Source organism: Streptomyces sp. NPDC050988 (genome assembly GCF_044456225.1).
Taxonomy (GTDB): Bacteria; Actinomycetota; Actinomycetes; order Streptomycetales; family Streptomycetaceae; genus Streptomyces.
This window is the reverse complement of the sequence record NZ_JBITFQ010000003.1, coordinates 200797-214874: the sequence shown is the minus strand read 5'-3', so window position 1 is coordinate 214874 and position 14078 is coordinate 200797. Positions and strand designations below refer to the sequence as shown.

General features: G+C 70.0%; 10 protein-coding genes and 1 pseudogene. 10 read left to right on the top strand and 1 reads right to left on the bottom strand.

Translation table 11 applies throughout. From position 1 onward, the window contains the following. Positions 1–7: 7 nt before the first annotated feature. The 8 genes and pseudogenes from kdpA to ACIBEI_RS09120 all read left to right on the top strand — a co-directional run bounded on the left by kdpA (position 8) and on the right by ACIBEI_RS09120 (position 10915). Positions 8–1672, top strand: coding sequence for a potassium-transporting ATPase subunit KdpA (gene kdpA / locus ACIBEI_RS09155; RefSeq protein WP_398886700.1), 1665 nt, complete (start codon positions 8–10; stop codon positions 1670–1672). Continuing rightward, the gene (gene kdpB, locus ACIBEI_RS09150) at positions 1669–3804 is read left to right on the top strand and encodes a potassium-transporting ATPase subunit KdpB (protein WP_398886697.1); all 2136 of its coding nucleotides are present in this window, start codon (positions 1669–1671) and stop codon (positions 3802–3804) included. Before kdpA ends, kdpB begins: the two co-directional genes overlap by 4 nt. Positions 3805–3810: 6 nt before the next feature. Next, entirely contained in the window at positions 3811–4521 is a 711-nt protein-coding gene (locus tag ACIBEI_RS09145; RefSeq protein WP_398886695.1) for a potassium-transporting ATPase subunit C, read from the top strand. A gap of 123 nt (positions 4522–4644) precedes the next feature. After that, positions 4645–4895: pseudogene (locus ACIBEI_RS09140) on the top strand (response regulator); the annotation flags it as partial. Positions 4896–5013: 118 nt separating this feature from the next. Continuing rightward, positions 5014–7557, top strand: a complete 2544-nt coding sequence (locus tag ACIBEI_RS09135) for a DUF4118 domain-containing protein (RefSeq protein ID WP_398886693.1) — start codon at positions 5014–5016, stop codon at positions 7555–7557. A 218-nt stretch (positions 7558–7775) separates the two neighbouring features. Then, positions 7776–8348 (top strand): hypothetical protein, encoded by a 573-nt coding sequence (locus ACIBEI_RS09130; RefSeq protein ID WP_398886691.1) that lies wholly within the window; start codon positions 7776–7778, stop codon positions 8346–8348. Positions 8349–8427: 79 nt separating this feature from the next. After that, positions 8428–9807, top strand: a complete 1380-nt coding sequence (locus ACIBEI_RS09125; RefSeq protein ID WP_398886689.1) for a carotenoid oxygenase family protein — start codon at positions 8428–8430, stop codon at positions 9805–9807. Positions 9808–9937: 130 nt separating this feature from the next. Next, complete coding sequence (locus ACIBEI_RS09120) at positions 9938–10915, top strand: RNA polymerase sigma factor (RefSeq protein ID WP_398886687.1); 978 nt, start codon at positions 9938–9940, stop codon at positions 10913–10915. Between the two features lie 36 nt (positions 10916–10951). Here ACIBEI_RS09120 and ACIBEI_RS09115 read toward each other — a convergent pair whose 3' ends face one another. Further along, the gene (locus ACIBEI_RS09115; protein ID WP_398886685.1) at positions 10952–12487 is read right to left on the bottom strand and encodes a metallophosphoesterase; all 1536 of its coding nucleotides are present in this window, start codon (positions 12485–12487) and stop codon (positions 10952–10954) included. Positions 12488–12916: 429 nt separating this feature from the next. Here ACIBEI_RS09115 and ACIBEI_RS09110 point away from each other — a divergent pair, with 429 nt between their 5' ends. Continuing rightward, a complete protein-coding gene (locus tag ACIBEI_RS09110; protein ID WP_398886683.1) occupies positions 12917–13264 on the top strand; it encodes a hypothetical protein in 348 nt (115 codons plus the stop codon). A 73-nt stretch (positions 13265–13337) separates the two neighbouring features. Continuing rightward, on the top strand, positions 13338–14075 hold the full coding sequence (locus ACIBEI_RS09105; RefSeq protein WP_398886681.1) for a GntR family transcriptional regulator: 738 nt from the start codon (positions 13338–13340) through the stop codon (positions 14073–14075). The last annotated feature ends 3 nt before the right edge of the window (positions 14076–14078 follow it).

Here is a 14078-nt window from a genome sequence, read left to right as displayed (position 1 = left end):
CAGCGATATGAGTCCCGTACTCGCCGGCGTGCTCCAGATGGTCGCTCTCATGGCGGCACTGGCTCTCGCCTATCGTCCCCTCGGCGACTACATGACCAAGGTCTACTCCTCGGACAAGCATCTGCGCGTCGAGAAGTGGATCTACAAGGGCATCGGCGCCAACCCGAACACGGAGATGCGTTGGCCCGCCTACCTGCGCGGCGTCCTCGCATTCTCCGCGGTGAGCGTGCTGTTCCTGTACCTGCTGCAGCGCTTCCAGGGCAGCCTGCCCGGCTCGCTCGGCTTCTCCTCGATCGACCCGGACCAGGCGTTCAACACCGCGGCGTCGTTCGTCTCCAACACCAACTGGCAGTCGTACTACGGCGAGCAGGCCATGGGCCACGTCGTACAGACCGGCGGCCTGGCGGTGCAGAACTTCCTGTCCGCCTCGGTCGGTATCGCCGTCGCCGTGGCACTCGTACGAGGCTTCGCGCGCTCCCGCACCGGTGAGCTGGGCAACTTCTGGTCCGACCTGGTGCGCGGCACCATCCGCATCCTGCTGCCGATCTCGGTGATCGCCGCGATCGTGCTCGTGGCGTGCGGCGCGATCCAGAACTTCGCCGGCATCCACGAGGTCGGACAGTTCACCGGCGGTTCGCAGCAGTGGAACGGCGGCGCGGTCGCCTCCCAGGAGGCCATCAAGGAGCTGGGTACCAACGGCGGCGGCTACTTCAACGCCAACTCCGCCCACCCCTTCGAGAACCCCAACGCGTTCTCCAACCTCTTCGAGATCTTCCTGATCCTGCTGATCCCGTTCGCGCTCACGCGGACCTTCGGCCGGATGGTCGGCTCACTCAGGCAGGGCTACGCGATCCTCGCCACGATGGTCACCATCTGGATCGGCTTCACGGCCCTGATGATGTGGACCGAGTTCGCCCACCACGGCCCGGCGTTCGATGTCGCGGGCGGCGCGATGGAGGGCAAGGAGACCCGGTTCGGTGTCGGCGCCTCGTCGATCTTCGCGGTGGCGACGACACTGACCTCGACCGGCGCGGTGGACTCGTTCCACTCCTCGTTCACCGGCCTCGGCGGCGGTATCACCATGCTCGGCATGCAGCTGGGCGAGATCGCACCCGGCGGTACCGGCTCCGGCCTCTACGGCATGCTGATCATGGCGATCATCGCGGTGTTCATCGCAGGTCTGATGGTGGGCCGTACGCCCGAGTACCTGGGCAAGAAGATCGGCACCCGCGAGATCAAGTTCGCCGCCTGCTACATCCTCATCACCCCGGCGCTGGTCCTCGTCTTCACCGCCGCGGCGATGGCCCTGCCGACCCCGGGCAACTCGATGACGAACAGCGGCGCGCACGGCTTCTCCGAGATCCTGTACGCCTACACCTCGGCCTCGAACAACAACGGTTCGGCCTTCGCGGGTCTGAATGCGGACACGCAGTGGTTCAACAGCACGCTGGGTCTGGCGATGCTGCTCGGCCGCTTCCTGCCGATGGTGTTCGTCCTCGCGCTGGCCGGATCGCTCGCCGAGCAGAAGCCGGTGCCCGCGACCGCGGGCACGCTGCGCACCGAAAAGCCGCTGTTCACCGGGCTGTTGGTGGGCGCGATTCTCATCATCACCGGTCTGACCTACTTCCCGGCGCTCGCGCTGGGGCCGCTGGCCGAGGGGCTGGCGTCATGACCACCCGCATAGAGAAGCAAGAGGACACCGTGTCCACGACTACTCCCACCCGGGCGCCGCACAGCGATGTGCCGACCGGTCACAAGGACGAAGGGCGCGTCGGCGCGGGTCTGTTCGACCCGAAGCAGCTGCTGAAGTCGCTGCCGGACGCCTGCCGCAAGCTCGACCCACGGGTGATGATCAAGTCCCCCGTGATGTTCGTGGTGTTGGTGGGCTCGGTCCTGACGACCGTGTTCTCCTTCAAGGACCCGGGCGACTGGTTCGGCTGGGCGATCAGCGCCTGGCTCTGGCTCACCGCGATCTTCGCCAACCTGGCGGAGGCGGTGGCCGAGGGCCGCGGCAAGGCGCAGGCGGACACCCTGCGCAAGGCCAAGACAGACACCGTCGCGCGCCGTCTTTCCAAGGACGGCGGCTCCGAGGAGCAGGTGCCGGGCACCGAACTGCGCGTCGGCGACCTGGTCGTCTGCGAGGCGGGCGACATCATCCCCGGCGACGGTGACGTCGTCGAGGGCGTCGCGTCCGTGGACGAGTCGGCCATCACAGGTGAGTCGGCCCCGGTCATCCGCGAGTCCGGCGGCGACCGGTCCGCGGTCACCGGCGGTACGAAGGTGCTGTCCGACCGCATCGTCGTCAAGATCACGACGAAGCCGGGCGAGACCTTCATCGACCGCATGATCGCCCTGGTAGAGGGCGCGGCCCGGCAGAAGACGCCCAACGAGATCGCGCTGAACATCCTGCTCGCCTCGCTGACGATCGTCTTCCTGCTGGCCGTCGCCACACTGCCGCCGTTCGCGGACTACGCGGGCACGCACCTCACCATGGTCGTGCTGGTGGCCCTCCTTGTCTGTCTGATCCCGACCACGATCGGCGCGCTGCTCTCCGCGATCGGCATCGCGGGCATGGACCGGCTGGTCCAGCGCAACGTACTGGCCATGTCCGGCAGGGCAGTTGAGGCGGCGGGCGACGTGTCGACCCTGCTGCTCGACAAGACCGGCACCATCACGCTCGGCAACCGGCAGGCCGCCGAGTTCGTACCGGTGAGCGGCACCACCGACGCCGTCCTGGCCGACGCCGCCCAACTCTCCTCGCTGGCCGACGAGACGCCCGAGGGCCGCTCCGTCGTCGTCCTGGCGAAGGAGAAGTACGGGCTGCGCGAGCGGAGCCAGGGCGAGCTGTCCGGCGCCGAGTGGATCGCCTTCACCGCCCAGACCCGGATGTCGGGCGTGGACGTCGACGGGCGCAGGATCCGCAAGGGCGCGGCCGGTTCGGTCATGGCCTGGGTCCGGGAGCAGGGCGGCGAGGTGTCCGAGGACGCCGACACCCTGGCCAACCGGATCTCCGAGGCGGGCGGCACGCCGCTGCTCGTGGCGATCGAGGACAGCGAAGGCGCCCGGGTGTTGGGCGTCATCCACCTCAAGGACGTCGTCAAGGACGGTATGCGCGAACGCTTCGACGAACTGCGCCGCATGGGCATCAAGACCGTCATGATCACGGGCGACAACCCGCTGACCGCCAAGGCGATCGCGGACGAGGCCGGCGTCGACGACTTCCTCGCCGAGGCCACTCCCGAGGACAAGATGGCGCTCATCAAGCGGGAGCAGGCGGGCGGCAAGCTCGTCGCGATGACCGGCGACGGCACGAACGACGCGCCCGCGCTGGCCCAGGCGGACGTCGGCGTGGCGATGAACACGGGTACGTCGGCGGCGAAGGAGGCCGGCAACATGGTCGACCTCGACTCCAACCCGACCAAGCTCATCGAGATCGTCGAGATCGGCAAGCAACTCCTCATCACCCGGGGCGCGTTGACGACGTTCTCCATCGCCAACGACGTCGCGAAGTACTTCGCGATCATCCCCGCGCTGTTCGCGGCGGTCTACCCGGGCCTGGACAAGCTGAACATCATGCAGCTGTCCTCGCCCGACTCCGCGATCCTGTCCGCGGTCATCTTCAACGCGCTGATCATCATCGCGCTGGTACCGCTCGCGTTGCGCGGTGTGCAGTACCGGCCGGTGAGCGCGGACAAGCTGCTGCGGCGCAACCTCGGGATCTACGGCCTGGGCGGACTGATCGCGCCCTTCATCGGCATCAAGATCATCGACCTGATCATCTCCCTCATCCCCGGAATCGGTTGATCGGCAATGAACAACTCGGTATCGAACACTGCTCGGTTGCTCTGGGCCGGCCTGCGCGCGCTTCTCGTCCTGACGGTGGTGACGGGCATCGTCTACCCGCTGGCCATCACTGGCGTCGCCCAGGGCCTCTTCAACGACAAGGCGAACGGCTCGGAGATCACGTCGAACGGCAAGGTCGTCGGCTCCTCGCTCATCGGCCAGGCGTACAACCTGCCGTTGAAGAAGGGCCAGGAGACCCCGGAGCCGGACCTGAAGTGGTTCCAGGGCCGTCCGCAGAACGGCCTGGGCACCAACAGCGTCAACACCCAGTACAAGCTGATCCTGTCCGGCGCCACCAACCGCTCCGGTGACAACGGCGCGGTCGACGGAGCGTGCCCGAAGGACCCGGCGAAGGCTGAGGAAGCCACCCTCTGCCAGTGGGTCGTCGCCGCCAAGGACGCCGTCATCAAGGACAACTCCGTGAACGGCTACACGGTCAAGAGCGTGCCGCCCGACGCGGTCACCTCCTCCGGCTCGGGCCTGGACCCGGACATCTCCCCGGCGTACGCGGACATCCAGGTCCACCGGGTCGCGGAGAAGAACGGACTGCCCGTCGCCCAGGTCCAGAAGCTGGTCGACGACCACACCGACGGCCGGACGCTCGGCTTCATCGGAGAGCCCACGGTCAACGTCCTCCAACTCAACATCGCGCTCAAGGAACTCGTGGCGAAGGGCTGATGGCCTTACGCGCACCATGCGGGAGTTGGCGGCCGGGGCAGCATCCGTCTCGTCAACTCCCGCAGTCATAAAGCTCGTTCCGTACGACCTCGGCCCTCCGCGTGACAGGAAAGGCGTACACCGATGACCCGGGTACTGGTGGTGGAGGACGACCCTCAGCTCGTCCGCTCCAGGCCCGCAAGTACGGAGTGGACCCGGCACCCGACGGGGCCACCGCGCTCCGCCTCACCGCCGCGCGCCGGCCCGACGTGGTCGTCCTCGACCTGGGCCTGCCGGACATGGACGGGGTGGACGTCATCAGGGCCCTGCGCGGCTGGACCCGTGTACCGATCCTAGTGCTGTCCGCGCGCCGGGCCTCCAACGAGAAGGTGGAAACCGGGCATGGGCTACCGCTTCGAAGGCTGAAGCGGCGCTCCGGACACGCGCCCTTCGCGCACCATCCCTCCTCAACACCCCCCGGCACCCCGCCCGAAGAGACGAAGAGACGAGAAGATGGCACGCGGCAAGCTTCGGATCTACCTCGGTGCGGCGCCGGGCGTCGGCAAGACGTACGCGATGCTCTCCGAGGCGCACCGCCGTGTCGAGCGGGGCACCGACTGTGTGGTCGCCTTCGTGGAGCACCACAACCGGCCGCGTACGGAAGTGATGCTGCACGGTCTGGAGGAGACACCCCGCAGGGAACTGGAGTACCGGGGCACAGTCTTCACCGAGATGGACGTGGACGCGGTGCTCGCCCGGCACCCGGAGGTGGCACTCGTCGACGAGCTGCCTCACACCAACATCCCCGGCTCGCGCAACACCAAGCGCTGGCAGGACGTCGAGGAACTCCTCGCGGCCGGCATCGACGTGATCACGACCGTCAACATCCAGCACCTGGAGTCGCTGGGCGATGTCGTCGAGTCCATCACCGGCGTACGACAGCAGGAGACCGTGCCGGACGAGGTCGTGCGGCGGGCCGACCAGATCGAGTTGGTCGACATGTCCCCGCAGGCGCTGCGCCGCCGGATGGCGCACGGCAACATCTACAAGCCGGACAAGGTCGACGCGGCACTGTCCAACTACTTCCGCCCCGGCAACCTGACCGCCCTGCGCGAGCTGGCGCTGCTGTGGGTGGCGGACCGGGTGGACGAGTACCTGACCGAGTACCGCAGCGAGCACCGGGTCTCGAAGATCTGGGGCTCCCGCGAGCGGATCGTCGTCGGCCTGACCGGCGGGCCCGAGGGCCGTACGCTCATCCGCCGCGCCGCCCGGCTCGCGGAGAAGGGCGCGGGCGGCGAGGTGCTGGCCGTCTACATCGCCCGCAGCGACGGCCTGACCTCCGCCTCCCCGAAGGAACTCGCCGTCCAGCGCACCCTCGTGGAGGACCTGGGCGGCACCTTCCACCACGTCATCGGGGAGGACGTGCCGACGGCGCTCCTGGACTTCGCGCGTGGGGTTAACGCCACCCAGATAGTTCTCGGGGTCTCCCGCCGCAAGGGCTGGCAGTACGTCTTCGGCCCGGGCGTCGGAGCCACGGTGGCCCGGGAGTCGGGGCCGGACCTCGACGTCCATCTGATCACCCACGCCGAGGCGGGCAAGGGGCGTGGCCTGCCCGTCGCCCGGAGCGCACGGCTCGGCCGGTCCCGGGTCATCTGGGGCTGGCTCGTCGGTGTGGGCGGCCCCGCCCTCCTGACGCTGCTGCTGACGAGTGTCACGCCGTCGGTCGGCCTGGCCAACGACATGCTGCTGTTCCTGACGCTGACGGTGGCCTCGGCCCTGCTCGGCGGCCTCTACCCGGCGCTGGCCTCGGCCGTGGTGGGCTCGCTGCTGCTGAACTGGTTCTTCACCCCGCCCGTGCACACCCTGACGATCGCCGACCCCAAGAACATCGTCGCCATCGCCATCTTCGTGGGTGTCGCCGTCTCGGTCGCCTCCGTGGTGGACCTCGCGGCCCGGCGTACGCACCAGGCGGCCCGGCTGCGGGCCGAGTCGGAGATCCTCTCGGTCCTGGCGGGCAGTGTGCTGCGCGGCGAGACCAGCCTGGAGGCGCTGCTGGAGCGGGTCAGGGAGACCTTCGGCATGGAGTCGGTCGCCCTGCTGGAGCGGGTCAGCGACGTCGATCCGTGGACCTGCGCGGGCAGCGTGGGCCCGCGGCCCTGTCAGAGCCCCGAGAACGCGGACGTCGACATGCCGGTCGGCGACCACATGGCCCTCGCGCTGTCGGGGCGGGTGCTGCCGGCGGAGGACCGGCGGGTGCTCGCCGCGTTCGCCGCGCAGGCCGCGGTCGTCCTGGACCGTCAGCGGCTGCAGTCCCAGGCCGACCAGTCACGTGCGCTGGCCGAGGGCAACCGCATCCGCACCGCCCTCCTCGCCGCCGTCAGCCATGATTTGCGCACCCCACTCGCCGGGATCAAGGCCGCGGTCTCCTCGCTCCGTTCGGAGGACGTGGCCTGGTCCGAGGAGGATCAGGCGGAGCTGCTCGAAGGCATCGAGGAGGGCGCGGACCGCCTCGACAACCTCGTGGGCAACCTGCTCGACATGTCCAGGCTCCAGACCGGCACGGTCACGCCGCTGATCCGCGAGATCGACCTCGACGAGGTGGTCCCGATGGCGCTCGGCGGAGTCCCCGAGGACAGCGTGGAACTGGACATCCCCGAGACGCTGCCGATGGTCGCCGTCGACCCCGGCCTGCTGGAGCGGTCGGTCGCCAACCTCGTCGAGAACGCGGTGCAGTACAGCCCCGCCGGGGAACGGGTCCTGGTGTCGGCGAGTGCCATGGCCGATCGCGTCGAGGTCCGGGTGGTGGACCGCGGCCCGGGCGTCCCGGACGCGGCCAAGGACCGCATCTTCGAACCCTTCCAGCGGTACGGCGACGCCCCGCGAGGCTCCGGCGTGGGCCTCGGCCTCGCGGTCGCCCGGGGCATCGCCGAGGCGATGCACGGCACCCTCACCGCCGAGGACACCCCCGGCGGCGGCCTCACCATGGCCCTCACCCTCCCGGCCGCGCCCGGCGCCCACCCGACCCGCCCCGACCTCCCGGCGACCGCGACCTCCTAGCGACCGCGACCTCCTAGCTCCGGCCCGGCCGGGGTCACCCCTCTCGGCCAGGGCCAACTCCCTTCACCCAGCGCCCCCTTGAACACCTGTGACGAGCGCCACACGCCGAAGTTCGAACTTCGGCGTCCGCCGTGCATCTAGTCGGCGTCCGGCCAGCGATCGACCGCGGAACACCACTCCTCCGCGGCCGTCCACTTCTGTTCACCAAGGAACGCTCAATGGGTTATCTGCGTGGATTCATCCCCTGGATCGTCTCAGGCGTCGTGTCGTCCTTCGACTGGCGCTGGGGTGCGATAGGAGGACTCGTCACGGGGCTGCTGCTCCTGCTGCAGGACCGCCGCCGCGGTGTCGATCTCGACGCCCTGGTCCTGGAGATCAGCGCCATCGTGTACTTCGTGGTGGTCGGCGCCGTCGCCGTCACCGACCCGGACTCGGTCCTGGCGGACCACACCGACGTCATCTCCTTCGCATGGCTGGCCGCCACCGCCTGGGGCAGCCTGGCGATCGGGCGCCCCTTCACACTGGGCATCGCCAGGCGCCAGACACCCCGCGAGTACTGGGACATGCCGGAGTTCATCCGGGTCAACAACCACATCACCGCGGCCTGGGGCGCCGGTTTCACGTTCATCGCCGTCAGCCTGGCCGGCTGCGGCGCGGTCGACGCCCCGGCCTGGGTCGGTATCTCCGCCCATGTCGCGGGCCTCGTCGGACCCGCCGTCTTCACGAAGGTCTACCCCGCCCGGGCCCAGGCGCGACTGCTGGCCCAGGTGCCGGCCACGGCCGCTCCCTGACAGGCGGTCCCCTCCGCAAGGCTCCGGCAGCCTCGCACGGCCGAAGAACTCACCGCACCCAGGGCACGAGGAGAGCGCGATGACCGACCAGAAAGCTCTTCCCCTGTATCTCGGGGGCCGCTTCGCCCCGGTCCCCGAGGAACACTGCGCGGCCGATCTCACCGTGCGGGGCTCCTTGCCGGCCGACCTGGACGGCCGCTATCTGCGCAACGGCCCCAACCCGCTGCCCGGCCAGGACACGGGCCACTGGTTCACCGGTCACGGCATGCTCCACGGCATCCGGCTGCGGGGCGGCCGCGCCGAGTGGTACCGCAACCGGTGGATACGCACACGGAAGCTGGAGGGACACCCGTTCATCCGCGGGAACGCCACCGTCGACCTCACCGTGACGCCCGCCAACACCCACGTGATCCGGCACGCCGACACCGTGCTGGCTCTGTGCGAGGTGGGCCTTCCCTACTGGGTCTCGCCCTCCCTGGAGACCGTCGGACCGTACGACTTCGGCGGGCGGCTGACCACCTCGATGACCGCCCACCCCAAGGAGGACCCGGTCACCGGCGAACTGCACCTGTTCGGGACCGGGTGCGCCCCGCCGTACCTCACCTACCACCGGGTCACCGCGGAGGGGCGGCTGCTCGACAGCAGGCGGATCGACGTGCCGGGCCCGACGATGATGCACGACTTCGCCATCACCGAGCACCACGTCCTGTGGATGGACCTGCCCGTCGTCTTCGACCCCGCCTTCGCCGGGCGCGGCGGCATGCCCTACCAGTGGGACGAGGGGTACGGCGCACGGCTCGGAGTCATGTCCCGCACACCGGGCAGCACCGACGTGAGGTGGTACGACGTCGACCCCTGCTACGTCTTCCACGTCGGCAACGCCTACGAGGACCAGCGGGGGCGCATCGTGCTGGACGCGGTGCGCTACGACCACGCCGGCTTCCGGAACGCCTGGACGGACATCGGCGGACCCGCAGGCCCGAACGGCCTGGCCGGTGCGATGGAGCCGGGCCGTTCCCAGTCCCTCGCCGTCCTGCACCGCTGGACACTGGACCCGGCCACCGGCCGGGTCAGCGAGTCCCAGCTGGACGACCGCGCGGCCGAGTTCCCCACGCACAACGAGACCCTCACCGGCCGCCCGAACCGCTACCTGTACACCGTCTCCGGCGGCGGCATCGCCAAGCACGACCTCACGCGCCGCACCAGCCACGCCCATGAGACGCCCGGCAGCCGCTACGCAGGGGAGGCCGTCTTCGTACCGGCGGCGGACGGCGCGGGCGAGGACGAGGGCTGGCTCCTGTCGCTCGTCTCGGACGACGACGGCCGGGCCGGGGAGCTGGTCGTCCTCGACGCCACGGACCTCTCCGTCCAGGCCGTGGTGGAACTGCCGTACCCCGTCCCGGCCGGCTTCCACGGAAGCTGGCTGCCGGAGTCCGACCAGCGGCCCCGGGGGCTGTAGTGCGAAGGCAAGGTCTCCCCGAGTTTTTGCCCGAGTTCCACCCCACGGACACCGCCGAGTGGGAAAACTGGGACCCCATCTCCCAAGCACCACACGGATCGTGATTCGTCCGCACGGAGGCGTTCAGTTCATGTTGCCCCTCAACCCGCCCACGGATGAGGAACTCACACGCAGGGCCCAGGCCGGTGAGGCCGGAGCCCTCGGCCTGCTGCTGGCCCGCCACCAGGCGCCGATGCGCGCGGTGGCGCTGAGCCTGCTCGGCTACGGCCCCGACGCGGAGGACGCGGTGCAGGACGCCTCGCTCACCGCCCTGCGGCGCATCGGCGACGTACGGGATCCGGCGGCCGTGGGAGCGTGGCTGCGCGCGATCGTGCGCAACGCCTCCCGCACCCGCCTGCGCGACACCCGGGAGACGCCCGGCCTGGACGGGCTCGACCACCTGCGGCTTCGCGACCAGGAGACCTCGCACCCGGAGCAGCTCATCGAGCAGCACGCGATGCGGGACTGGATCTGGGACGCGGTGGACGAACTGCCTCCGAAGCTCAGGCTGGTGCTGATGCTGCGGCACTTCAGCGGCATCACCTCCTACCAGGAGATCGCCGATGTCTGCGAGGTACCGGTCGGCACGGTACGCAGCCGGCTCAACCAGGCCAGGGGGAAGATGGCCCAGGTGCTGCTGTCGACCGCCAACCAGACGCACGACGACGCCGCCGCGCTCACCGAGGACAGCCGACACGAGGGCGTGGAGACCCTGGAGGCATCCGAGCGCGGCCAACTCCCCCAGGAGATCTCCGAGTTGTGGCCGGCGGACTCCGAACTGGTCGGCCCGCTCAGCCGGCCGGGAGAACGCACCCATCCCGTCCCCGTCATGCGGCAGACCTTGGAGTTCGGGGTGCGCCAGAGCCTGCGTCATGTGGTGGCCAGCCGCGACATCACCATCTGGGAAATGGACGTCACGCACGACGTCGATCACCACGGCGTCGGCCACATCTGCCCGCCGACCCTCGCCTGGCTCATGTTCCGCGAGAACAGAAGGGTTCAGAGACTGCGGCTGATCTTTCCCGCGCCGGTTTCATCGGGCCCGGCCGGTTTTCCGGAACCCGCGTGAGGCGGCGGTCATGCGGGGACGGTCATGAAGCGGCGGTCATGAAGCGGCGGTGCCCACGCCGGGACGGGCGCCCGCCGACGCCGCGGCCGGAACGCCGCGAGGGCTGACGCCGGACAGATCGTGGGCGGTCACGCTGTTGCGGTCGGCGACCGCGCGGCCCAGGGCGTGGTGCGGCCACAGCCCCCCGGCCACCCGGCGGCTGCGCTCACCCCATTCACGGGCCTGGGCGCTGCTGGTCTTGTAGTGGTTGAGGGCATAGCCGCCCGAGTGGATCCGAAGCATGCAGAAGCCGCCGGGGTAGTCCTTGGCGGCACTGACCTCCTGCAGCGTGACGTGCGGCGCCTGCGGCAGGAGGGTGCGCTTGTTGCGGTGGGTGTGGCCCGCGTGGTGGAGGAAGACTCCGGGAGCGGAGGCGTAGGCGTCGAGGATGGAGCGGGCCTGGCGGCGGCCGAGGCGCTGCCCGCCGCTCACGGGGAAGAGAGAGTCCCGCACGGTCAGCGGATGGTGGCCGAACACGACGGTGGGCTGGTCGCCGCGCTCCTTCAACCGGGCCCGGAACCAGGACAGTTGCTCGTCACCGAGCCCGCCGGCGTCGGCGCCGTTGCCGTCCTTCTCGTACGTGTCGAGCCCGATGATCCGCAATCCGCCGAGGTCGTGGGTGAAGTACGCGGGCCCCGCGCCGCCGAGGAACTCTTCGCGGAAGGCGTCTCCGGCGTCGCGGTGACGGGGCCTGTCGTGGTTTCCGCGTACGGCGAAGTAGTCCTGTCCGTGGCTGCCGAAGCCGTCCAGGATCCGCTTGGCCTCCGCCAGGTCCCGCGGCGCGCCGCCGGCCGAGATGTCCCCCGCGGCCAGCAGCAGATCCGCCCCGCGCCGCCGGGCCTCCTCGACCAGGGCCCGGCTCATGATCTCCGGATACGGTGCGAGCCCCGGCTCCTGCGCCACACCGCGCAGCAGGGGCAGGCCGGCCATCAGACCGGCGGTGGTCTCCCCGATGTGGAAGTCGTTGCACAGCGCGATCGACATCAGATGCCGCCCCGGCGGGGGCTGCGGCGTGGTGAAGGAGTACGGGCCCCCGCTCGAACCCAGCCCGTAGCGGTTGGTGCCGACGGCGTTGCCGCGGATGAGGTGCAGCGGTGTGGGCGTGGCCGCGGTGCCCCGCGAGCGTGCCTGGTAGTAGTACGTCTGCCCCGGCTCCAGGTCCGTGAGCTCGACATGGTGGTGCGCCGTGGGCCGGTCCTCCGCCGCGCTGCGGTCCAGCCGGGAGGGGTGGGTGCCGTAGACGACCTCACCCTCCGTGACGGCGGGCAGCATGTGGCCCAGCCCGTCGTTGGTGCCGGGCACCCCGGTGTACCAGGTGATGATGGCGCGGTCCTCGGTCAGGGTGACCAGTTCCAGGTGGACGGCGGCCAGGGCGTCGGGGTGATGGGTGTGGCTTCTGCGCCCGGACCCGTGGAGGGCCCCGGCGGCGGCCCGCAGCAGTGTGGGGGCGAGCAGAGCACCGGAACGTAGGACTTCACAGGGCGAGGGCAGGGCCGACATGGCCGCGAGGGGAGCGGAGAAGCAGCAGCGCATGACTGAGTATGTGCCCGCGCTCGGTGAACGCCAGTGGGGATACCGAATACGGCGCCCGGTATGGAATACGACATCGCCCCCCGATCACGGACATAATCGATCTTTCTCCGAGGTCTCACCCTCCTGGCGGTGGACCCAACAGGGTTGTGTCACAAGGGATTTGGCGGGAGTCTGATGACGCGTCAGTCGGGCTGAGTCGAAGCGGTGCCCCGGCGGGCGGGCCGCGCATTTCGCCCGGACGTGTTCTTCGCCACCTCCGGCGCGACGAGGCGCTTCCGGGGCCAGATTCCCTGTCGATGTCACGTTCCGTTGTCGCGCCGCTCCTCGGCGTCAACAGGCCGCCAGGGGGCTACTGATCGTTCGTACCCCTGCACGGCGGGGCACATCGACCGCGTACCGTGGGATCCATCAAGACCGGAGGTCACGCACATGTCCGCGCTACCGCACGAGCCGAGCCCGCAGGCCGATTCGGATCCGTACCAGTTCGAAGATCCCTACCGGCTTGAATTCGCCGAGGGCCCCCAGACGCTCGCCGAGTTGCGCGCCGCGCTCGAGGTGATGAACCCCGAGGTGCTGACCGCTTTCAACGCCCGGCTCGATTCCGCGAGGTTCGGCGCGGAGCAGGCCGAGGTCATCGCCAAGGCCCGCCGGGCCGTGGCGTTCTCGAAGCGTGCCGAGGCGGAGGCCGCCGCCGCGGCGGCCGCGGAGGAGGCCGCGGGGGATCCGCCGGCCGAGGATCTCTGGTCCCACCTGGATGTGCGCGACAGCGCTTCCTGAGCCACGCCCGGTGTGTTCCGTCGCCACCGGCTTAAACTGTGAGGGTTACGCCGAGTCTTGAGGAGGAGCCGGGATGCCGCCGCACAGTCCTTCCGCGGCCGGTGTTCCGGACGAGGGCGACGAGCGGAGCGTGCCGCGCGTCCGGCAGGCCCTGTCGGACAGCGTCTACGAACGCATCAAGGCGATGGTCATGGACCACGAGATCGCCCCCGGCGCCCGCGTGGGCATCGAGTCGCTGGCGCGAGCGCTCAAGGTCTCGCCGACCCCTGTCCGGGAGGCGCTGGCCCGGCTGGAGTCCGACGGTCTGGTGGTGAAGCGGGCGCTCTCCGGCTATCGGGCCACAGAGTTGCTGACCCGTCAGGGTCTTGAGGAACTCTTCGAGATGCGCCTGCTGCTGGAACCCAGGGCTGCCGCTCTGGCCGCCGCGAACGCCACCGAGGCGCAGCTCGACGGCCTGGAGCGGATCGTCGAGGAGATGCAGGTCCAGCCGAGCCCGAACGGACGGTACGCGTCCTACCGCGACTTCGCCGCCCTCGACCAGCGCTTCCACGAGGCGATCGGACAGGCCGCGCACCGGCCGCTGCTGGCGGACGCGGTGGAGCGGCTCCACGCACACCTGCACATCTTCCGGCTCAGCAACGTCGTCGGCGCGGGGGGCCCGACCGTCGCGGAGCACGAGCGGATCGTACGCGCGGTGCTGCGCCGCAATCCCGAGCGGGCTGCCGAGGCGATGACGGAGCACCTCAATCGCAGCATGGAACGTCAGCGCGACGAAGGCGACGGGCCCGCTCCCGCGTCCTCGATCCGGTAGATC